Raw genomic sequence first — 20,654 nt, 5'->3', positions numbered from 1 at the left:
TCCAGCCGGCCGATCACCTTTCTCGCACTGGAAGCACGCCCTGCTATGCCCAAGCTGGCCGTAAAGCCACCCTCTCCTCAATTGCCTAAAGTGGCAGCAACGTCGCGATTGTCTACAGGATCACCAAGCGGAATCATATCCAGACCTTCGGCCTGCCAGCCGCCGCCCTGCTGACCTGGATAGGTCAATGCGCTGTCCAGTCGCAGACGCTGCGGAGTCAGCATATGCAGATCCACGGTGCCAGCCGGCTCCAATCGCACCGGAAAGGTAAGGTTGCTGCAGTCTGGACAGAAGCCGGTGTAACTGGACATCTCAAAACGTCCGGCGTCGCGTCCATCTGACGTGCCCAGCGCCCAACGCTGCTGCCCACTGTCATCGTAGTAGTAGATTGCGATCGCGGTCACTTCGCCGCGACGATTGACGCTGGCGCCATAGCCATTCAGCGTCGGCGGAAACCAGGTGCCGGTGATGTCGATTCTCGGCTCGCCATGGGCAAAGGCGAAGGCACTGATGTCTTCGCTGCCCCCACTGCTCCGCGCATCAAACTTCCAGCTAAGTCGTGCCGCACTGTCGCTGGAGAAATCGATGCCAATATCGCCCACCTCGGTTAGGCTGACCTGGCCGCTCTGCATGTCGCGACTGGCCAGTTTCAGCCGCCCACTCCAGCTCGGACCGGTCAACGGAGCAGCCGCCTGATACGCGGTCGGCAGGCCTTGCTCGTTATAGGTGTACCAAAGCAGGAACAGGATGTTGTCCCGCGTCTGCATGTCGATGCCGTGGCCCGAGCGCTCGGGAATCCAGAAACCACGCCAGGGGTTAACACCAAGCTCCACCGAACCCGCATCGCACTTCGGCTCCGCACCCGGGCTGGCCGCCTGTGGCCGGGGCGCGCCTCGTTGATCCACCGGACCACACTCGCCACCGAAGTCGATCGCCTGTGCCAATGGCGGCTTGTAGGCGGCGTCGGCGCCGATCCGGGCGGTGTCGCCCACCGCCACGCCAACCAGGTCGCTCTCAATCGGCTGGAAGCAATGACTGGTTCGGGCAATATTGAAACCGCCGCTTTGCACGCCACTGCAGATCGGCAACGGCCCGATCACCGGCACCGGCTCGCCAAGGTGCAGACTCGCACTGAGCAGAGTGTCGCCGCGGATGCGAAACTCATCGGCAAGTTCACCGGCGGTGCTGAGACTGCGGATAGTGGAGGGTTGCCCACCGCTGAAGGCAAAAATACTGTCCTGTAGCAACACCGCGCCATCGCCGCCAAGGTCGAGGCTGCTGCTGTTGTCGATCGAGGCCTGAGCGGCTTCAATCAGGGCGATCGATCCGGTTCGTCCCGCGGCACTCAGCGCCGAATCCAGCAGCGCCGACCCCGTCATGGACAGGGCGCCGGTGGTCGAGATCGCGTACCCTTCGGCCTGCTGCAGGATGACCCGATTCAAGGATAGACCAGCATCATTGCCCAACAGCAAGGGAATGCGGTCGCCGTTCTCGCGCCGCCCATCCAGCACCACGTCATGCAGTTCCACCAGGCCTTCACCTGACAGCTGCGACACCGTGCAGGCGCTGTCGCCGGGCAGCCAGTGTGAGCGATTGCCGTACACGACCAGCGGCGCTTCGAAGGCGAACTGCTGACACAGCGCAAGCGGATTGCTCGGCCCGCGGTAATCGCGACCGCCATCGGCCACCAGCTCCCTGGAGCTGCTGTCCACGTCTACCAGTCCGGCGAGTGTGGCGAAGGCATCGCTGCGAGCACGCATGACGATCTTGCCGGGCCGCTCGTTGTCCAGCACGCGCACCGTGCCAGCAGCAAACGGCTGCGCCTGGCCATCCACCATCGCCACCACAGTGAACGGCGTGTCGCGGTCGCCCTGCATCTCGGCATCGTCGGCGACCGGCACCAGCACGCTCTTGGGCCCAGCTTCACCATCGCTCCAACTGAGATTGACGCCTTCTCCACCATCAAGCTGGGCGCGCAGCAGCACCGCGCCCACGGCCGAATCAGCGGAGCGAGCGAAGCTGAGCTTCATGGCATCGCCTTCGCCTGCGATGGTCGGCGAACTCTCTTGCGTGACGCCGACGGGAGCGACCGTTGTGGAAATATTGAGAATCAAGCTGCTGCGGTCCGCCCCGCCTACATCACCGGCCACACCGCTGACGTCTTCAAGGCTGCTCCAGGCGCCGGACACCCAATCGACCGGTGTCGCCGCATTGCTATCGAGATTGCGACCGGCCATATCGCGGACTTGCACTTCAATCTGCAGCGAGTCGACATTCTCTGGCAAGGTCATCGGCAGCACGAAGCTATCATCGATATAGCGCAGGCGCTGCTCAGCGCCGCCCCAGAACCCTGCCTGCGTGTCGACGGGGATGCGCTCGCCATTTGCTCCGAGCAAACTCAGTGCTGGGTGCGCCGACACCGCCCCAACCCCCGGGAACACATCGACGACACCGCCACGGCGCTGTCGCATCGGCTTGCTGAAGCCCAGCTCGAGCAACACTTCTTGCCCGGCCAGCAAGGGCTCGCTCTGCTCAACCAGCAGTTCGCGCGCCTGAGTCTGCGGGTTGTACTGCCATCGACGCTCCAGCAGCAAGGCGCCGTCGCTTGCAGCGCGAACCCGGATGCGCGATAGATGAGCCGGCCCGGACATGACGTAGAAAGCCACCAGGTGGCTTTCTGCCCAGGCCTCACGCACGCGTCGAACCTGCGAATTGGGCAGCACGAAGCCGCTATGACTGACCCCGGTACCACCATACTCGGCGCCGCTGTTGACCGGCTCGATTTCCAGGGTCCAGGCTGGCACCAGCCAGGTGTAGGCAAAATACTCGGCCAACACCCCGATGCCGCGGTTCGGCGGGTCGGGTACGTCGCCGTAGAACTTGCCATTGGGCTGGCCGTTGGCAGTCGGCTGCTGGCCGTGATGCGCGCCGAGAGTGGCGAGCAAGTCGGCCTGAATCGAGTTCAGCCGGGCGCGTGAGGTGTTGGACGAAAAGAACACCTGGCTGAAGCTGTGCACATCAATGCCCAACCGCATCCGGCTCACCGGCCCGAGTTCCGCGGCCGCCAGTACAGCTTGGGTTTCCGGCTCCGACTGCGCGCTTGCGCCACGGTAGGTCAGGTCCTGGACACTGGTCAGCTGACCGCCATTAGTGACGGTGCCCCAGAAGGGTGGGTGATTGCGGTTCAGATCAACACCCAGCAGATGGTCAGCGAGGGAGTTAAGGTTTTCGTCCACGCCCAACATGTTCTTCCGACGCATGCGTCCATCGCGCGGCCAATCCGAAGGCACTCGCGGGTCGGCCCCGACAATCGCCTGATCCGGAAATCGTTGGGTTTGCTGGAAGCCATCGACGTTCAACACCGGAATGATCACCAGCCGGCTGTTGTCGAGCAGATAACGCACCAGCGCCTGATCCTCCGCACCGGCCAACATTCGTTCGATCAAGTAGGTGGAAATCTCCGGCGTACCCCACTCGCGGGCGTGGATGCCGGCATTGATGAAGAAAGCAGACTCCGCCCTGCCCTCCACATCGACGCCATCGGGATCCGACACCACATAGGCCCGAACGGTGCGACCGGCACGCGTGCTGCCCACATCGTGGCCCTGCAGCTGATCGGACTCCTGTTCTAGTCCTCGCAGACGGGCATCGATACTGGCGTAATCGCGAAAGCCGTCCACCGGGGTCAGCGAGGCCACCGGCATCGGCACCGGATAGCCCAGGGCGCGCAGATTGTTACCGCTTTGATTTTCGGTATAGCGAACAACGGATTGCGCGCCGGCCAGGCCCGCAACCGAAATCAACAGCGCGCCTCCAAGGGCAAGCATCGGCTTGATCATGGTTGCTTCCTCTGGTCCAGCGCGCGAAGCATGGCTTCGGCGCGCCGCATGGCCACCTCACCACCTTGCAGTTCCAGCGCCAGCATCAAGCCCTGGTCGATCTGCTTGTCGGCATTTGCCAAGCGCTCGATCACGGCCAACATTTCAGTCTCCGGCAACCGGGCGATGGCCGACGCAGTCGAGGCACGGTGCTTCGGATCCGCCAATCGGCTGACGATGGGCGCCGGCTTGTCGACCCACTTCGGCACCAAGGCCAGGGTTGCTGCGGAAGACCACTCGGACTGCGCCTCAAGCTCCACCAGCAACCGCTCGGCCGCAGGATCCGCCCAGTGCCGCAGCACGTCGATGGCGCCCAGGATCTCGCTCGACTGACCATGGTCGATCACCTGACGCAGCAATGACTCTGCCGGAGCCCGCCCGGACAAGGCCAAGGCGATCGAGGCAGGCAAACTCCGGACATCAATCAGCCGCTCGTATACGCGCTCGAAGAGCTGCGGCGGCAGCGACGCTAACACCTCAGCGGCCACGCGCATCTCCCGCTGGTATTCCTCGGTCGCCTCGCCTTGCCTCTGAACCAGTTGATCAACCCACTGCGCTGACACACTTGCGTAGCGCCCCAACCAGCGCTTCCGCCACTCATTGGCCTGCCACTGCGCCGGAAGCGCGCGGGCCTGGGCGTGGATATGAAACACCGGCACAAACCAATCGGCACGCGTTTCCTCATGCCGTTGCCAGACCTTTTGCGGGCGCTGCTGCACCCCATCGAGGTAGGCGCGCCGCGCCGGGCTGGCTGCCTGTTCCGGCAGCGCCTGCAAGACCAGCGCGGCGGCCTGGTCGTGAATCAGGGGATCATCGATGGCATCCAACACGCCAAGCGCCATCCCTGCCTCGGACTGATTCAGCAGCACGATCATCTGATCGGCCTTCAGCTGCGCGGCCCGCTGCCACTCAGGCGTCGGCGACAAGTGTTCCAGCAGTGCTTCCTGCGCATCCAGCCGCGGCTTTTCCGCCCGCGCCGATCCCGCCGCCAGCACCGAGAACAACAGGATCGCAACTATCGATTGCCACACATACGTCATGCCACAGCCCTCCATTCAGGCCATGACTACCCGCGCAACCGATCCTGGCCCGCTGCGGCAGCCCCTGCAGATCATCCGAATTTACTACGAAAAAGGCTGCAGCGAGCCAAGTATGCGACGGAACGCAGCCGCGCCGCGACCAAAGTGAGTCTGCGCGCGGGCGGGCAACCGAACCTCAGGCTAAGGGAACCTGCTCAGTAGCTGCACTGAAAGTACAGTACATCCTGCTGGTTAAGGGAAACGGTCTGCCCCAGGCTGATGGTGCCGGACTTGCGCAGGTGAATCTCATCGCGATGCAAACGCAGCTCCTCGTCATCGGCCAGCTTGACGTAGGTGCCATTGGTGCTGCGGTCAGCGATGATGAAGTAGCCCTTCTTGAACTCGATCAGGGCATGGTTGCGGCTCACCCACTCGGTTTCCACCACCAGCGAATTGGTGCCGTCGCGGCCCATCGAGAAGGGCTGCGAGTTTTCCGTCAGCTCAATTACCTGACCACGAAAGCGCAAGCTAAGCTTGACATTGGTGGTGCCGCCATCATCGATGCGGATGGCGCGCTGCACCGTAGTGACGTTTGACGTATCTTCCTGCCAGATGATGTCGACGATCTCGATCGGCAGCAGCTTGCCACTGACTCGTGCTCGCCCCAGTGAACGGTGGCGGATCGACCCGGCATTGGTCAGGCCCTTCAACGTGCTGGCCGTGGTGACGATCTGTTCACGCTTGGCCAGCGAGGCCATGCGTGCGGCGGTATTCACCGAATCGCCGAACACATCGCCATCTTCTTCCAGCGCATCGCCGTGATGCAGGCCGATGCGGATACCGATGTTGTCGCGCACAAAGGTAGTGTCATGCATCACCCGCTTCTGCATGTCGCAGGAGCCCAGAATGCCCTGCATGGCACTCGGGAAGGTGCACATGATCTCGTCGCCGATGGTCTTGATCACCCGACCGCCGTGTCGATTGCACACTTCGGTCAGGGCGGCAAGCACGGCGGCGATGATGCGACGTGCCTCCACATCACCGCGCTGTTCAAACAGCTTGGTGCTGCCAGCGACATCAGCGAACAGCGTTGTGAGCTGGGGCGTTTGACTCATAGGGGCCGATGATAGGTGAACCGGGCTTCGCCGTCATCTAGCTTGCGCCATTCATGTTTCCACACCGCCACCGTCACTGACTCAGACGGCAATCGGTACAGACTTCGTCTCTCAAGCGGCACAAGCCCCGACATCATGCCAGGGCCAGGGCCGCTTCGACCACCTCCTGATCACTCGGCAGCACCAGGAAGGCGGCACCGGCCAAGGGCGTAAAGGTATCGGCACCCACCACGCGGCGTAGTGGAATCTTGCCCAGACCCGCCTCGGTGATCGCGGTAATGACCCCTTCGCCGACACCGGCACTGCGCCGACCTTCGTCGAGCACGATGATGCGCTTGGCGCTCTTGGCCTGGGCCACGATGGCTTTCTCGTTCAAGGGTGCCAGCCAGCGCAGATCGAACAGACGGCCCTTCCAGCGCTTCTTCTGCTCCAGCTGGCGCAGCGCACGCAGGCCCATCGGCACGCCATTGCCGAAGGTGATGATCAACAGATCGTCGCCCTCGCCATATACCCTGCCCTCGCCCAGCGGAATCGCCTGATCCGGCGGCGGGTACTGGGTCAGCCAGCCACCGTCTCCGGCCTCGTACAGATCCTTGGTCATATACAAGGCAATCGGCTCCAGGAACGCGCAGACGCGCCCGTCGACCTTGGCCAGCGCCGCCAGGGTACGCAGCATCATGGCAGCGTCATCGCCGCGCGACGGGCAGCCAACCACCAGGCCTGGGATATCGCGCAGGGCGGTAATCGAATTGTCGTTATGAAAATGGCCGCCGAAACCGCGCTGATAGCCCAATGAGGCAATCCGCATCACCATCGGATTGCGATACTGGCCGTTGCTGAAGAACTGCAGGGAACTGGCCTCGCCGCGAATCTGGTCGCAGGCGTTGTGGAAATAGGCCAGATACTGGATTTCCGGCAGCGGCAGCATGCCCATATTGGCAAAGCCCTGCGCCAATCCCAGGATCATTGTCTCGTCGAGCAAGGTGTTGAACACGCGACGACCGGAGAACGCCTTGAACAGCCCCTTGGTGACGGTATAGACGCCGCCCTTCTGTGCCACGTCCTCTCCAAACAGCAGGGCCTCTGGATACTTGCAGAACAGATCGTGCAGGGCGTTGTTGATCTGGATCGCAAGATGCCGCGGCGGCAGCTTCTCCGGCAGCTTCGCCTCGCTGCCAAACGCGGCCAATCGACGCTCGGAATAATCCAGCCGCTCGGCTTCAATTTCGACTTCGGCCGGCGAATACGGCGCCAGCGGCCGCATCACCTCTTCCAGCGAATCGATCTTCGGCGTGCGATCGGCTTGCTCGGCGCCAGCAAAGCAGCGCGCCCGGATCGCCTCGTACTTCTCCAGCACCTGATCGCGGGTCATCAGCCCGTTCTGCATGGCGATCTCGGCCGAGCGCAACAGCGGGTCGGTCGCTTCGACCGCGCACAGCTCCTCGATCGAGCGCCACTCGATTTCAAAATCGGTGCCGGCGTGGCCCATGATGCGGGTCGTGCGTAGATGCAGGAAGGTCGGTCGTCGGCTACGGCGGCAGTGTTCAATCGCTTCGCGTACCTGGCCATAGCCGGTGGCCAGATCCAGCCCATCGGCGTAGAAATAGTCGAGTTCACGACGCCCGGAAAAGCTGGCCGAAATCCAGTCGGTGGGCGTTTTCACCGAGATTCCGATGCCGTTGTCCTCGCACACGAACAGCACTGGCGCCGGCAGTTTCTGGTAGGCCGTCCAGGCGGCGGTATTGAAGGCGGTCTGTGCGGTGGCGTGATTGGCCGAGGCATCGCCGAACGAGCAGATCGCAATGCTGTCATCCGGGATCGGCAGCTGATGTCCGATTCGACGTGCCTGCTCGACGGCCACGGCGGTACCGAGGGCCTTGGGCAGATGCGAGGCAATGGTCGATGTCTGCGGCAACACCCACAAGGGTTTGCTGCCCCACACTTTATGCCGACCACCGGAGGCCGGGTCGTTGGCGCTGGCGGCGAAACTCAGTGCTGAGTCCATCACCGGATCCATGCCTGGAAGCTTGCGGAAACGCTCGGCCATGAAACCGCCCGAACGATAGTGCAGAAAGGCCGGGTCGGTATGTCGGGTCAGCCGGGCGACCATGGCATTGCCTTCATGGCCGCTGGAACCAATGGTATAGAACACCTTGTCCTGCTTGCGCAGCACGCGCGCCATCAGATCCAGATGGCGACTGATCAGCTGCGATTCGAACAAGGCCAGAAAATCGGCCACGGTGCAGGCGCTGCCCGGCAAATGATGATGATCTGACGGCGGCGCCGGCAGCACGCTGCCGTTCCAGTTCTGCACGAACTCAATGAAGTTCTGGTCGCAGATCTCGGCGCGGTTGAGCCCCTTCATGCGGGCGGGAATCGGGTTCGGAATGGCAGCCATGGGATGATTGTGTTCTCTGGCGATAGCGAAGCGGCGCCCGAGGGCGCCGCGATAGATCGATCAACGAATCGACCGGATCAGAAAGCGTTGATACCGGTCAGCTCACGTCCCACCACCAACTGGTGCACGGTCTCGGTGCCTTCATAGGTGATCACCGATTCCAGATTCAGCGCGTGGCGAATCGGGCAGTATTCGGTGGTGATGCCGCTGCCGCCGAGAATGTCGCGCGCCTCGCGGGCGATATCCAGGGCCATCCGCACATTGTTCCACTTGGCCAGCGAAACCTGGGTCGGCTGCAGGGTACCGGCATCCTTCAGGCGGCCGAGCTGCAGCGACAGCAGCTGGGCCAGGGTGATCCGTCGCGCCATGTCGGCCAGCTTGATCTGCACCGCCTGGGTCGCCGCCACCGGGCGATTGAACAGGATACGGTCCTTGCTGTAGTTCACCGCTTCCATCAAACAGGCCTGAGCGGCGCCGATCGGGCCCCAGGTAATGCCATAGCGGGCCTGGGTCAGGCAGCCCAACGGGCCCTTCAGGCCGCGCACATTGGGCAGTCGGTTGGCATCGGGGATGCGCACATTGTCGAAGAACAGGCCCGAGGTGACCGAGGCGCGCAGACTCATCTTGCGGTGGATTTCCTGCGCCGTGAACCCTGGGGTATCGGTCGGCACGATAAAGCCTTGAATGCCGTCCTCGGTCTGCGCCCAGACGATCGCAATCTTGGCCAGGTTGCCATTGGTGATCCACATCTTGGCGCCATTGATCACCCAGTCACCACCGTCGCGCTTGGCATGGGTCTTCATGTTGGCCGGGTCCGAGCCACCATGCGGTTCGGTCAGACCAAAGCAGCCAATTACCTCGCCCTTGGCCATCGACGGCAACCATTCACGGCGCTGATCTTCAGAACCGTAGGCGTAGATCGGGTACATGCACAGCGAGCTCTGCACCGAGACGAAGCTGCGGATACCCGAATCGCCACGCTCCAGTTCCTGGCAGATCAGGCCGTAGGACACGCCGTTGAGGCCCGCACAGCCGTAGTCTTCAGGCAGCGAGGAGCCCAACAGACCGAGTGCGGCGATCTCCGGGATCAGCTCACCCGGGAATCGACCCTTGTCGAAACACTCGCCGATGATGGGCAGCACTTTTTCGTCGGTGAAGCGCGCCACGCTGTCTTGCACCATGCGCTCTTCTTCGCTGAGCAGGGAGCGGATGTCATAGAGATCGGTCGGGTTCAGGGCCATGGTGAGGTACATCCGGAGAGTAAAGCGCACAATTTTAGCGCGGCTTGGCATTACTTTTCATGAGTCTGTGAAGAATGCTCAGTCAGCACCTTGCCCAATGCAGGATTTGCCCAGTGTGCTAGCGTGGAACAGTCCCCCTCAGCGGTGAGCCCACGTGCCCCTACCCGTGCTCGGTGTGGTCGCTGCGTTTCTCGAACGCCTGCGCCACCCTACCCTGTTCAAACTCATGCTCGGCCTGATGCTGCTGTCCTGGTTGTGGCCGTTCGATCCGATTCCCTTCATCGACGAAGTGCTGACCCTGTGCGCCACCCTGTGGCTGGCCGGATGGAAGAAGAAGCCGACGCCGCTGCCCAACCAAGAAAGCGCCATGCGCTGAGTCTGCCCGTGCGCCTGTTCGACAGCCATTGCCACTTCGATGTCGACGAATTTGCCGTCGACCGTGACGCCGCCCTACAGCGGGCGCGGACCGCGGGCGTGGGCGGCCAGGTGGTGCCGGCGATCGACTTCGCGTCCTGGCCACGCATCGAGGCACTGTGCGCAGCCCATGCTGATCTGCACCCGGCCTATGGTCTGCACCCGATGTATATCGCCCACCACCTGCCTGAACATATCGAAGCGCTGGACGACTGGCTGCAACAGCACCCCGCGGTAGCGGTAGGCGAATGCGGTCTCGACTTTCTTGTCGAAGGCCTGCCAGCAGAGCCACAGCGGCAGTGTTTCGAGGCTCATCTGGAGGTTGCCAAGCGCCACGCACTGCCCTTGGTAATCCACGCCCGTCGGGCGGTCGAAGAGGTGATTCACCGCTTGCGTGCCAAGGGCGGTCTGAGCGGCGTGGTTCACAGCTACTCGGGTAGCCTGGAACAGGCCCATCAGTTGTTCGACCTCGGCTTCATGATCGGCCTCGGCGGCCCGGTAACCTATGATCGGGCCAGCAAGCTGCGACGCATCGTCAAAGAGATTCCGCTGGACTGCCTGCTACTCGAAACCGATGCGCCCGATCAGCCCGACGCCAGCCACCGAGGCGAACGCAATGAGCCAAGCTACCTGCCCCGTGTCGCCGAGGTGATCGCCGAGCTGCGCGGGATTTCGGTGGAAGAGCTGGCTAAGGCCACGTGGAACAACGCCACGCGCTTGTTTTTCGACGCCTAATGGTGGGCCACAGGCTCACCCTACGACAATGCCACGCGCCTGTTTGCACGCTGATGGTGGGGTCACAGGACCGCATCGGGCTTCGATCGGGTCGCCCAGTGGCCCACCGCTTTCGCCCCAACCTCAAACCTTCAACAACAACCCCATTGCCTTGCTGACCATGGCAAAGGCGAACGCACCGGTGACGTGGGTGGCGGCGCCCAAACCGGCGCCACATTCAAGTCGCAGCGCCGCATCGGCGTTCATTGCCGGCCGCGTACCGCATACCGTGCCATCGGCCTGCGGATAGCGCACATTCTCCAGCGAGTAGACCGCCTGTACGCCGAAATAGCGATCCTTGTTCTTCGGAAAATTGAACTCCTGACGCAGCTTCTTGCGAATAAGGGCCAGCATGGCATCCTGTTCGGTGCGCGACAGATCGCGCAACCGGATCATGGTCGGGTCGGTGCGACCGCCCGCCGAGCCACAGACCACCAGCGGGCGCTTGTTGCGCCGGCACCAGGCGATCAGCTCCACCTTGCTGCGAAAGCTATCGCAAGCGTCCAGCACCAGATCGCAGGGCTCGGCCAGCAGCTCCGCCTGATTATTCGCAGTCAGAAAACTCTGCACCGGCTCGACCTCGCAGGCCGGGTTGATTCTCTTCACCCGCTCGGCCAGCAGCATCACCTTGGCTTGACCAAAATTGCCTTCCATCGCCGGCAACTGTCGATTGACATTGCTTACGCACACATCATCGGCATCGACCAGACGCAGCCGCCCGACACCGCTGCGGGCCAATGCCTCCACCAGCCAGGAGCCCACGCCCCCGACACCGACCACGACCACACTGCGCTGCGCCAGTCGCGCAGCCGCACCGCTGCCGTACAGGCGATCAATGCCGGCAAATCGAGGATCGGGTAACACCTGGCTCATGGAAGCATCGCTGAGGCTTGGTTTGGCGGGGCATGGTAAGGCATTCTTGCCGCCTGATTGTTGGCACTCTGTCCACCCTGGAGCATGCAATGCGTCTGTTGATTGGCCTTGTGATCGGTTTTGTGTTGGGAGGTTTCGTCGGCGTCACCGCCTTCAAGGCGCTACGCGCATCGACCGAACTCCCGCGCGGCGTGATGCAGACCACCGCCTACCATTTCGGCGAGCTGCGCGAGGCCGCCAAGGCCAGCGACTGCCTCGGCCAGGCCGAGCCGCATCTGCAAGCATTGGCGCTGTTGGCCGATGATGTGCATCCTTCGTTCGCCGAGTTGCTGCCGGACGACGAGATATTCAATGGCTATGCCGCCAAGCTGGTCACCGCCACGCGCAATGCGCGCGACAACCCGGGCGTCGACTGCAAGGCGCTGAACGAAGCCATCGCTCCGATTCGCGATGCCTGCCAAGCCTGCCATCGCGACTACAAGTCATGAGCCGAACACAGCGCATGGGCTTGGCCATAGGGTTGTCGCTGTGTAGCTACTCGGCACAGGCCGAAGTGCAGCAGCTGTCCGCCGCCGGATTTGCAGTACGACATGAGGCGCTGCTGAGAGCCGATCAAGCCTCGATCTTCCAGACCCTGATTCACCCGGCCGGGTGGTGGCATCCCGACCATACCTGGTCCGGCGATGCCTCCAACCTGTCCCTCGAGCTTCGCGCTGGCGGATGCTTTTGTGAACGCTGGCCGCAAGGCGAAGCCGAGCACATGCGAGTGGGCTATTTCACCCATAACACGCAACTTCGCCTGCTCGGCGGACTCGGACCGCTGCAGTCGATGGCTTTGTCCGGTGCCTTGCAGTTCGACATCAAGGCGACCGAGGCTGGCCAGCAGCTCAGTCTCAGCTATCGCGTCAGCGGCGATCCAGCCCACCAGTTGGAGGCGCTCGCGCCGGTCGTCGACAAAGTACTGGCGGAACAGTTCACTCGACTGGTGCGAAAGATCGAAACGGGTGCAGCCGATGCACCGACAGCGCCCGAACAATAGTGCGACGAAAAATCGAATCGACTGGATATGTAGAATCGTGACGCCCTAAGCAGAATCGGAGCCGCGCTCAGAGCATTGACTCTAATCCTCTTTGCCAAGGTGGAGCCGCTCTTGCCAACGAGGCTCTCTGATGCGCTTGCCACTGCTCACCCTATGCCTACTTGCACTCCCGGCCACTTCTTCGGCCAAGGAGTTCTCGATCGGAAACCGTGATGTTCACGGACTGATTGCCGCTATCCACGAATCGAATCAGCGGCCAGGTCCGCATCGCATTCGGCTGTATCCGGGCGGCATCTACACCCTGCAATCAACGGATGAGCAGAGGCTCGGGCTGCCGGCTATCCGCAGCCAACTGAGAATCGACGGGCGCGGCGCGGAAATTCGTCGCTACAGCGATGCCTCGATGACCTTGCTGGAAGTGACTGAGACGGGGCGCTTGCAACTGCATCGACTGACCCTGGCTGAAGGCAGTCTCGGTGCCATTCGCAATCGTGGCGAGTTGCGTCTTGATGAGGTGTCGATCACTGATTCGAGCAGCGAGAACGCGCGCGGCATCGTTCTCAACTACGGCCACCTGACCGTTCATAACAGCTTGTTTGCCTACAACCACGTCAAGGACCTCGGTCGCAGCTGCGGCGTACTGATCAACCTTGGTCGCCTCGACATCCATAACAGCCGATTTGAGCATAACGCGGTCAATCTCAGTCAGCCAATGCTGGCGGCGGGTGCGATCCTCAATCTGGGCGTTCTGAACGCCGAGAACCTGCAGTTCGACGAGAACGTGATCATCGATCCGACCGGCGATCTCGCCTATCACCCGGTGGTCAACCTGGACAGTGGCTCGATCAGCGGCCTGCCGGCTCAGTACATCGTTGATGAGCGGATCGGCCGCTGAGTGCTGGCATTGCCGAAGCGCTGCCGCTCTCGGCATAGAAAAGAAGAGCCCCAACCTAGGCTGGGGCTCGAAGTACAGCGTCGGCCGATCAGGCCGCCTTGGACCAGGCTGTCTTGAATCAGACCTTTTGTACTTCGTCGGCCTGCAGGCCTTTCTGGCCCTGCACAACCTTGAAGCTCACCTTCTGCCCCTCCTGCAGAGAGCGAAAGCCCGTTCCTTGAATTGCCCGAAAGTGTACGAATACATCGTCACCGTTCTCGCGGCTGATAAAGCCAAAACCCTTGGCATCGTTGAACCACTTAACGGTTCCGATTTGACGCTCCGACATGAATCTGCTCCTCGCAACTGTTCGCAATTCGCGGTTGCCCGCGACTCCCCACTGCATTGCATTTGAGCGACAGCTCGAATCCGCACTGCGGTACCGCGCAATCCCCCCAGGACAGGCTAGGCCCGACCTGCCGCAATCACAGCGAAATCGAGTCTATCCCAACAAAATCCAGACGTGAAGCAGTTCACAGCCTGGCCCTGCACTTTCTTCACATCAGCTCGACGTTTCAGTGAAATGGCAGGTGATGGAGCCACACTGTGACCACGGGATGACAACCGATTGCGACAATTCGGCCACAGCCGAATTCAGCGTTTTAAAGCTCCATCTCCAAGGCCTGCGCCAGCGCACGAGTCTGGCTGCGGCTCCATGGTGGTGACTTACCCACATCGCCCGGGTGGGGGCGGCGCTCATCAGCGATCGCCTCGAGTTGCTGCATCAGGTAGGGGCTGCGCTGACCGGCCAGCCGCGGAATTCCGGACCGCCCCATCAACCGCTTGCCATGGCATTCGGCACAGACGGAAAGGTCAATGTCATCGGTCGCGGCAACCGCAGGTTCAGCGGGACCACTCTCCGACCGCGGCGACGGCCAACGGCGCGAAGCAAGCTCTCGACTCAGGGTCGCAATGGTCTTGTCGTCCAGGCCCTGAGTCAGGGCATCCATCGGAAACGACTGCCGCGCATGGTCGCGAAACCGCGCGATCTGCTGGTTCAGATAGGCTTCGTCCTGTCCCTCGAGGATCGGCGCCAGCGAGCTGCCATCGGAACCATGACAGGACAGACAGGCTTCGGTGTCAGCACTGCCAGGGTTGGCCGGCTCATGCTCATCCGCCGAAACCGCCGATCCAAACAGGCCGACCACTAGCAGCAGCAACCAGGGCCTGCGGTGAACGTGGGAAGCTGCCATTGCATTTCTCCGTTGCCAACCCTGACAGCTTAACGGCTCAGCCAGCGCGCTGATTGCTCAAAGTCAAACGCCGTCAAGACTGCAGCGCACGCAGAGTGGTCGCTGGCGAGCTGGCCAAGATGCGCCGAGTGGCCCACAGGCCGGCCGTCATCACCAGCAGGGTCCCGGCAACCATGCCAGCGCTCGCCACCGAGGCGTTGAACTGCCAGGGCAAGTCGAACACCTGGCTGGACACCAGACCCGAAATGACATTGGCAGCGATGGCGCCGATGCTTCCCGACAGTCCACCGATCAGAGCAAACTCAGTCAGCTGGGCGGCACGCACCTGTCGACGGCTGGCCCCAAACGCTCGCATCACCCCGCCTTCGAGCAGCCGCTCATCCTGACTGGCACTGATCGCGGCAAACAAAACCAGCAGGCCGGCAATCAGAGTGAATGCGAACACGTATTCCACGGCCGTGGCGACCTGATCGGCCGTGCGTTGCACCTGCTGCAGAATGGCGTCGATATCGACCATGCTGATATTGGGCATTTCAGTCAGCATCGCATTCAGCACCGCCTTGCCTTGATCAGGAACGCGCAACGCGCTGATATGGCTGGTCGGGTAGCCCTCGAGCATGCCGGGCGACATCAGCACAAAGAAGTTGGGCTGGAAGCTCTCCCAGTCGACCTTGCGCAGACTGGTGATTTCGCCTTCTACCCGAGAACCGGCCAGGTCAAATCCGATCCGATCACCCAGCTTCCATCCCAGCGTAGTGGCAAGCCCTTGCTCCACCGACAGTTGCGCTCGCTCCTGATTGGCCGCGGTCCAGTACTGCCCTTCCACCACCTCGTTGTCCGAACGCAGCTCGGCCATGGTCGATAAGTTGAACTCCCGCTCGGCCAGACGCCGGGCGCGTCGCCCCTCCTCGGCATAGTCATCGGCCGATACGGCCTGAGCATTCACACTGACCAGTCGACCGCGCACCATCGGATACAGCGCAGGCTGTTCAACGCCAGCCTGGCGCAGGCGCTGTCTCACCGCCTCCAGCTGATCAGGCTGCACATTGACCAGAAACCGGTTTGGCGCATGCGCTGGAATGGCCTGTTGCCAGCGCGCGATCAGATCTGTGCGCACCAAGGTCAACAACAGGATCGCCATCAGCCCGAGGCCGAGCGCACTGATCTGCACGATGCTTCCGGCCGAGCGCCGACCCAGCGAGGCCAGACCAAACCGCCACACGCCACGCGCCCGGCTGCGCAATCCACGCAAGCCCAAAACCAGCAAGGCACCAAGGCCGGCCAAGACCAGCAAGGTGCCGGCCACGCCGCCCAGCACGACGGCGGCCAGGGTCAGATCGGCCGCCTGCCACCACAACATGGCGATCAGCCCGGAGACACCCAACCCCAGGGTTGCCCAGGCACTGGGCGAACCGGCTGGCATGTCGCGGCGCAACACTCGCATCGAAGGCACCCGACTCAGACTGATCAAGGGCGGCAATGCAAAACTCATCAACACCAGACCGGCCACTGCCACACCGTGCACCGCGGGTCGCCAGCCAGCGCCCGGGATCGGCAGCCCCATCACCTGCTCAAGCATCGAGCCGACGCTGTACTGCAACAGCCAGGCCAGGGCCAGCCCCAGCGCTGAGCCAAGCAGGCCCAGCCAGACCAGCTCCCCGACGTGGATACTCAGCAGCGTGCGCTGCGAGGCGCCCATGCAGCGCATCACAGCACAGCCATCCAGATGATGTTGCACGTGACGGCGACTGGCCATCGCCACGGCCACACCGGCCAGAATGACCGCAATCATCGCCGCCAGACCGAGGAAGCGGTCGGCCCGGTTCAACGCCGAGCGAATCTCGGGACGCGCATCGGCGGCGGTTTCCAGCCGCTGGCCACGCCCAAGGCTGTCTTTCTGTGCCGCGACCCAGGTCTCGACCGCGCCGGGCGCGCCAGCAACAGCGAAACGATAGGTGATGCGGCTGCCGGGCAGCTCCAACTCGGTAGCCGGCAGTTCCTCCAGCGCAAAGAAGGCGCGCGGCGCGAAGTTGAAGTAATCGAGCGCCGAATCAGGCTCATCGATCACGAATCCGGTCAAACGCAGGGTCCTGGCCCCGACTACCACCGGGTCACCCAGCTTGGCCGCAAGTCGATCAGCGCCATTGCGCGACAGCCAGATCTCACCGGCAGGCGGCGGCCGGGTCTCGATCACCTCTTGCCCTTCGAGATTGATCAGTCGATAGCTGCCGCGCAAAGGATGTTCGGCACTCATTGCCTTCAGATCAGACAGGCGCAACGTGCTGCCGACCCGCAGCATGCTGGGGAAACTGCGTGTTTCGCTGCTGCGCAGCCCGAGTTCAGCGGCCAGTGCACGCGGCCCATCGGCGATCGGCTGGTCCGCGCGAATCAGCGCGTCACCGCCAAGCAGGGCGTTGGCCTGCAATTCCAGCGCACGCCCCGCCCGATCGGTCAGAAAGCCGACACTGGAAATCGCCGTCACCGCCAACACCAGGGCGAACAGCAGCACGCGCACCTCGCCCGAGCGCAGATCACGACGCAACAGCCGCCAGGCGATGCGCAGCGCTGTCACAGCAACCGCCCCGCCGCCATGCGCAGCTGTCGATGGCAGCGCGCCGCCAGGCGTTCGTCGTGGGTGACCAGAATCAGTGTCGTGCCATGGTGCTGATTGAGCTCAAACAGCAGGTCTGCCACCGCCCGGCCGGTCTCGGTATCCAGATTGCCGGTCGGCTCATCGGCGAACATCACCTTCGGTTTGCAGGCGAAGGCACGCGCGATCGCTACGCGCTGCTGCTCGCCGCCAGACAGCTGACGCGGGTAGTGTCCCAGTCGCTCGCTCAAGCCCACTCGCTGCAGAAACTCTTTAGCTTCCACTTCCGCCGAGCGATTGCCGGCAAGTTCCAGCGGCAACATGACATTTTCCAGCGCCGTCAGCGAAGGCAGCAGCTGAAAGCTCTGAAATACGAATCCGACCCGGGAAGCCCGCGCCGCGGCACGTCCATCCTCATCCAGTGCGGACAAGATCAGGCCATCGAGACTGACCTCGCCACTCGAGGGCAGGTCGAGCCCGGCCAGCAAGGCCAGCAAGGTCGACTTGCCCGAGCCTGAAGCGCCAACAATCGCCACGGCCTCGCCGGCATTGATCGTCAGACTGACTGTGTCCAGAATGGTGAGTGAACCATGCGGCAGCGGCACGTGCTTGCTGACCTCGCGGCATGACACCATCGCGGACGCAGGCCCGCGGCTCTCAAGGCCCGGCCTGCTGATTTCCTCTTTATTCATTGGATCCACAACTGCACTCATGCTTGGTAACTCAATCAAGATCCCGCCGCACAGATTGACCGACTCATCCCGGATCGCGCCATGGCTAATGGTCATGGTGCTGGCAATGCTGGCGATTTCAAGCCTGGCACAGGCCGCACAATCGAAACGCATTCTGGTGATGGGCGACTCGCTCTCGGCGGCGTTTGGCCTATCCAGTGAACAAGGCTGGGTCAGTTTGCTGCAAACGGATGTGAAAGCGCGGGGCTGGGAGGTGATCAATGCCAGTATCAGCGGCGAGACAACGGCCGGCGGCAAGACGCGCATCATCAACGCATTGGCTGAACACAGGCCGGACATCGTGGTGATCGAACTGGGTGCCAACGATGGTCTGCGCGGGCTGCCATTGGATCTGGCCAAGAACAATCTGTCTGCCATGATCGAGGCTGCCAAGCGTGCCGACAGTGAAGTCCTGCTGATTGGCATGCAGATCCCACCCAACTACGGCCCCGACTACACCCAGCAGTTCATCGGCATGTACCATGAGCTAGCCCAGCAACATGCAGTTTCACTGCTTCCCTTCCTGCTGGAACCGGTGGCTGAGTCGCGCGATGCCTTTCTGCCCGATCAGCTGCATCCGAATGCCGCGGCGCAGCCGGCCCTGGCGGCTCATGTCCGGCCGGCGCTATCTGAACTGATGACCAAGGTGGAAGCCGGCACCGTCGCACATCAGGCCACGCCATGAAGCGACGTCGGTGGCTGATTGCATCATGCGCGCTGACGACCGGCGCGGTCGCCGGCCCGTTGTGGTGGTTGCAAGGACAGCCGTCAGCGGTTTCCAGGTTTCCCGACATGAGCGCGGCACGCGCGTGGCTCAGCCGTCTGCAGAGCGCCACCGAGGTGCACAGTCAGACCGCCTGGCCGGTGCCACAGGTGATCGAACATCTTGCTCAAAGCATCGAATTCTCGCTCACCGGTTATCCTGAGCCGAAACCCGAGTGGTTTCAGTCCAGTCTGGGACGGCTGGCCAATGCTGCATTTCAGCGTGCCGGCGCGATGCATCACGACCTGGAAGCGCCTATTCCGGGGGCTGAGGCCTTGAGCATGCAGCACCTGCACGCCGCCTGCCGACGTTTGCACAAGGCATTGGATGACTTCCTCGCCTTTAGCGGCGAGTTTCATCCGCACTTCGCCTATGGCCCACTCGGTCGCGAGTCTTATCTTCGCGCCCACCTGATGCATCTGGCCGACCATGCGGCCAAGATCGAGCTGGTCGCTTGAACCTTGCCCTTACACACCGCGGGCCTGCCTGCATGAATCATTCAATCCACGCGAGGCTGGCCCTGTTGCTGGCCTTGCTCACGCTGCCCTCGACTGCTCCCGCCAGCGACGAATCCCCCAGCGCCTTGCTCGCCTGTCGACTGCTACAGTCTGATTCAGAGCGTCTGGCCTGCTATGACCGCTTGGCCGCCGCCGAACACGAAAGGCACGTCGAGCAACGCCGACAGGATATCTATCGCAACGACCCCAGCCCCTGGGCCAAGGTCGAGGCGATCGACCGCTCCGCCGAAGTGCTGTTGACGCCCTCACTGCTCGATCGACGCTGGGAACTGGCCGATCACGCCAAGCTGGGCACCTTCAACCTGCGTGCGCACAAGCCGATTTACCTGCTGCCCCTGGTCTGGAGCAGTCATCCCAACCAGTTGCCGCGCAGCGAAAATCCCGCCAACACGGTGACCGAGTCGCTGGGCCTGCGCAATGTCGAGAACAAGTTTCAACTCAGCTTCAAGACCAAGTTCATCGAAGGTCTGATTCACGATCGCGGCGATCTATGGTTCGGCTACACCCAAAGCTCGCGTTGGCAGCTGTATGACGATGACAAGTCGCGACCGTTCCGCGAAACCAATTACGAACCGGAAGCGATGCTGGTATTTGGCTTCGACCAACCTTTCGGTGGCTGGCGCGGACGCATGTTCGGTCTCAGTGCCGTGCACCAGAGCAATGGCCGCGGCCTGCCGCTGTCACGCAGTTGGGATCGCCTCATGCTCACGGCCGCCATGGAGCGCGAGAACTGGGTTGTGCAGTTGCGTCCGTGGTGGCGCATCCCGGAGTCATCGCACGACGACGACAACCCGGACATCGAGAACTACATGGGCCGCGGTGACCTGCACATCGTCCACCGCCGCAAGGACCACGAAATCGCCTTGATGTTGCGCCATTCCCTGCGCAGCGGGGACGACTCGAATGGCGCCCTGCAGCTCGACTGGAGCTTTCCGCTGGTCGGTAATCTGCGTGGCCATTTTCAGCTGTTCGACGGCTACGGCGAGAGCCTGATCGACTACAACCATCGCGCAACCTATGTCGGTCTGGGCGTGTCCCTGCTGCCCTGGTACTAGCCCGGATATTTCATGAGGTCGCGCCGAAAGATCCGGCAATTCCAAGCGGGGCGAGAGTTTCGACCGATGGTGTTGAGATAGCAGAGTGTTCGCGATCTTTCGGCGCTGGCACGGCCCTC

At 62.4% G+C, this 20,654-nt stretch carries 18 protein-coding genes; 8 read left to right on the top strand and 10 right to left on the bottom strand.

Features of this window, described 5'->3' with window-relative positions; all coding sequences use genetic code 11:
- Window positions 1-77 precede the first annotated feature (77 nt).
- The 5 genes from IFO71_RS14405 to IFO71_RS14385 all read right to left on the bottom strand — a co-directional run bounded on the left by IFO71_RS14405 (window position 78) and on the right by IFO71_RS14385 (window position 9,651).
- Window positions 78-3,839, bottom strand: a complete 3,762-nt coding sequence (locus IFO71_RS14405) for a M14 family metallopeptidase (RefSeq protein WP_192030348.1) — start codon at window positions 3,837-3,839, stop codon at window positions 78-80.
- On the bottom strand, window positions 3,836-4,918 hold the full coding sequence (locus IFO71_RS14400) for a hypothetical protein (protein WP_192030347.1): 1,083 nt from the start codon (window positions 4,916-4,918) through the stop codon (window positions 3,836-3,838). The genes IFO71_RS14405 and IFO71_RS14400 overlap by 4 nt, the downstream gene beginning before the upstream one ends.
- Window positions 4,919-5,112: 194 nt before the next feature.
- Window positions 5,113-6,012, bottom strand: coding sequence for an adenylate/guanylate cyclase domain-containing protein (locus IFO71_RS14395; RefSeq protein ID WP_192030346.1), 900 nt, complete (start codon window positions 6,010-6,012; stop codon window positions 5,113-5,115).
- Between the two features lie 133 nt (window positions 6,013-6,145).
- The gene (locus tag IFO71_RS14390; RefSeq protein WP_192030345.1) at window positions 6,146-8,410 is read right to left on the bottom strand and encodes a thiamine pyrophosphate-dependent enzyme; all 2,265 of its coding nucleotides are present in this window, start codon (window positions 8,408-8,410) and stop codon (window positions 6,146-6,148) included.
- 77 nt (window positions 8,411-8,487) lie between these two features.
- Window positions 8,488-9,651 (bottom strand): acyl-CoA dehydrogenase family protein, encoded by a 1,164-nt coding sequence (locus IFO71_RS14385; protein ID WP_192030344.1) that lies wholly within the window; start codon window positions 9,649-9,651, stop codon window positions 8,488-8,490.
- A 154-nt stretch (window positions 9,652-9,805) separates the two neighbouring features.
- On the opposite strand from IFO71_RS14385, the gene IFO71_RS14380 reads away from it, so the two are divergent.
- Together IFO71_RS14380 and IFO71_RS14375 are read left to right on the top strand one after the other, a co-directional pair.
- Window positions 9,806-10,027: a DUF6116 family protein gene (locus IFO71_RS14380; protein WP_192030343.1), complete on the top strand. Its 222-nt coding sequence runs from the start codon at window positions 9,806-9,808 to the stop codon at window positions 10,025-10,027.
- Between the two features lie 8 nt (window positions 10,028-10,035).
- On the top strand, window positions 10,036-10,800 hold the full coding sequence (locus IFO71_RS14375; protein WP_192030366.1) for a TatD family hydrolase: 765 nt from the start codon (window positions 10,036-10,038) through the stop codon (window positions 10,798-10,800).
- Window positions 10,801-10,923: 123 nt separating this feature from the next.
- Here IFO71_RS14375 and IFO71_RS14370 read toward each other — a convergent pair whose 3' ends face one another.
- Complete coding sequence (locus IFO71_RS14370) at window positions 10,924-11,712, bottom strand: tRNA threonylcarbamoyladenosine dehydratase (protein WP_192030342.1); 789 nt, start codon at window positions 11,710-11,712, stop codon at window positions 10,924-10,926.
- Window positions 11,713-11,801: 89 nt separating this feature from the next.
- On the opposite strand from IFO71_RS14370, the gene IFO71_RS14365 reads away from it, so the two are divergent.
- From IFO71_RS14365 to IFO71_RS14355, 3 genes are all read left to right on the top strand, one after another.
- Complete coding sequence (locus IFO71_RS14365; protein ID WP_192030341.1) at window positions 11,802-12,200, top strand: cytochrome c; 399 nt, start codon at window positions 11,802-11,804, stop codon at window positions 12,198-12,200.
- A complete protein-coding gene (locus IFO71_RS14360; protein ID WP_192030340.1) occupies window positions 12,197-12,751 on the top strand; it encodes a hypothetical protein in 555 nt (184 codons plus the stop codon). The genes IFO71_RS14365 and IFO71_RS14360 overlap by 4 nt, the downstream gene beginning before the upstream one ends.
- 130 nt (window positions 12,752-12,881) lie before the next feature.
- Complete coding sequence (locus IFO71_RS14355; protein ID WP_192030339.1) at window positions 12,882-13,646, top strand: hypothetical protein; 765 nt, start codon at window positions 12,882-12,884, stop codon at window positions 13,644-13,646.
- 118 nt (window positions 13,647-13,764) lie between these two features.
- Here the strand turns inward: IFO71_RS14355 and IFO71_RS14350 are convergent, their stop codons facing one another.
- From IFO71_RS14350 to IFO71_RS14335, 4 genes are all read right to left on the bottom strand, one after another.
- A complete protein-coding gene (locus IFO71_RS14350; protein WP_192030338.1) occupies window positions 13,765-13,974 on the bottom strand; it encodes a cold-shock protein in 210 nt (69 codons plus the stop codon).
- Between the two features lie 313 nt (window positions 13,975-14,287).
- On the bottom strand, window positions 14,288-14,878 hold the full coding sequence (locus tag IFO71_RS14345; protein ID WP_192030337.1) for a c-type cytochrome: 591 nt from the start codon (window positions 14,876-14,878) through the stop codon (window positions 14,288-14,290).
- A 73-nt stretch (window positions 14,879-14,951) separates the two neighbouring features.
- Complete coding sequence (locus IFO71_RS14340) at window positions 14,952-17,450, bottom strand: ABC transporter permease (protein WP_192030336.1); 2,499 nt, start codon at window positions 17,448-17,450, stop codon at window positions 14,952-14,954.
- Window positions 17,447-18,181, bottom strand: a complete 735-nt coding sequence (locus tag IFO71_RS14335) for an ABC transporter ATP-binding protein (protein WP_425502898.1) — start codon at window positions 18,179-18,181, stop codon at window positions 17,447-17,449. Before IFO71_RS14335 ends, IFO71_RS14340 begins: the two co-directional genes overlap by 4 nt.
- 85 nt (window positions 18,182-18,266) lie before the next feature.
- On the opposite strand from IFO71_RS14335, the gene IFO71_RS14330 reads away from it, so the two are divergent.
- The 3 genes from IFO71_RS14330 (at window position 18,267) to IFO71_RS14320 (ending at window position 20,535) form a co-directional block, all read left to right on the top strand.
- Entirely contained in the window at window positions 18,267-18,884 is a 618-nt protein-coding gene (locus IFO71_RS14330; protein ID WP_192030335.1) for an arylesterase, read from the top strand.
- A gap of 107 nt (window positions 18,885-18,991) precedes the next feature.
- Window positions 18,992-19,420: a DUF1569 domain-containing protein gene (locus IFO71_RS14325; RefSeq protein WP_192030334.1), complete on the top strand. Its 429-nt coding sequence runs from the start codon at window positions 18,992-18,994 to the stop codon at window positions 19,418-19,420.
- Window positions 19,421-19,452: 32 nt separating this feature from the next.
- Window positions 19,453-20,535, top strand: a complete 1,083-nt coding sequence (locus IFO71_RS14320) for a phospholipase A (RefSeq protein ID WP_192030333.1) — start codon at window positions 19,453-19,455, stop codon at window positions 20,533-20,535.
- The last annotated feature ends 119 nt before the right edge of the window (window positions 20,536-20,654 follow it).

The sequence above is a fragment of the Pseudomarimonas arenosa genome (assembly GCF_014841215.1).
In the GTDB taxonomy this organism is placed as follows: Bacteria; Pseudomonadota; Gammaproteobacteria; order Xanthomonadales; family Xanthomonadaceae; genus Pseudomarimonas; species Pseudomarimonas arenosa.
This window is presented reverse-complemented; position numbering and strand designations above follow the sequence as displayed.